The 1,167-nt window shown below is 57.7% G+C and carries 1 protein-coding gene; it reads right to left on the bottom strand.

The features are described 5' to 3' along the window. Positions 1-17: 17 nt before the first annotated feature. Positions 18-1,075 (bottom strand): IS630 family transposase gene (locus tag AD944_RS15990; protein WP_145912892.1). Its coding sequence is split into 2 segments (ribosomal slippage): positions 18-583 and positions 583-1,075, totalling 1,059 coding nucleotides; the frame shifts between segments, so codons are not numbered across the junction. Between the last annotated feature and the right edge of the window lie 92 nt (positions 1,076-1,167).

Genomic DNA, 1,167 nt, shown 5'->3' with positions numbered 1-1,167 from the left:
ATACCAATTTGTTTTTGCTATGACCCATGAGCCCAGTCGCGCAATCCGAGAGACATAATGCGCCATGGCTGGTCGGTGAGCTGGTTCCACGCATGGCAGGCGATATCGACGATATCGTCATAGGTTTTGAAGATTCTGTTTGAGAGCCATGTATTGCGCATGAACTGCCAGACGTTTTCTACCGGGTTCAGTTCAGGTGAGCGGGGTGGAAGCGGCAGGAGAGTGATGTTGGGGGGAACCGTCAGTTTCAGGCTGGTATGCCATGCTGCCTGATCCAGGATGAGAACGGCATGACTTTGCGGTGCAACGGCCTGGGCGATTTCCTTGAGGTGGAAATTCATCGCATGGATGTTACACGAAGGAAGCACGAGGGCGGCCCCTTTTCCCTGAGCGGGGCAGATCGCTCCGAAAATCCAGGCGGATCGGGTCCGCTGGTCGGCTGTCGCGCGCGGGCGGGTTCCCCGCTTCGCCCACCGCCGTGTCAGCTTTGTTTTCTGGCCGATCCGCGCCTCGTCAGACCACCACAGTTCGATGTCTTCTCCGGGATGACAGGCGCTGATTGCTGCAAGGGCATCAGGGAAGTCTTTTTAAAAATGTCCTGGGCATCCGGGTTCTGGGCATAATGCCGTGGGCGGGCCGTCAGCAGGCGAAAATTCTCATTGCGGACAATCCTGCTCAACCACGATACAGACAGGCTGACCCCGTGCTCTTCATGAAGCCAGGCGCACAGATCACGCAATCGCCAGCGCACCACACCATGAGCCGCGGGAATGGGGCCATCTTCGATCCGCTGCGCCAGAGCCTCCATGACGGAAGGTGTGATGCGACGAGGAGCGCCCCCACCATGACGATCAATCAGACCCGCAGGCCCTTGAGCGTTAAAGCGCAAAACCCAGTCCCGAACGATCTGTCGATCCGTTCCCGCAAGACGGGCCGCTTCACCACGTGTCGCCCCGTCATAAATCGCGGCAAGCGCCAGAAGGCGCCGGGACTGGCCGGCATGTCTGCTTCCTCGGGCCAGACTGCGCACCCTCGTTGCGTCATAGTCCTCTCGGAGTGCGACTGCCTTGCTCATCAGAGATACCTTCCTTCAACGATGGTATCCTGTGAATCACAATTTAACGCCTATGGGTACCCCCATGAGTCACATCCAAAACAATTTAGTAT

Origin of the sequence: Acetobacter tropicalis (assembly GCF_001580915.1) — a bacterium.
Lineage (GTDB): Bacteria > Pseudomonadota > Alphaproteobacteria > Acetobacterales > Acetobacteraceae > Acetobacter > Acetobacter tropicalis.
This window is presented reverse-complemented; position numbering and strand designations above follow the sequence as displayed.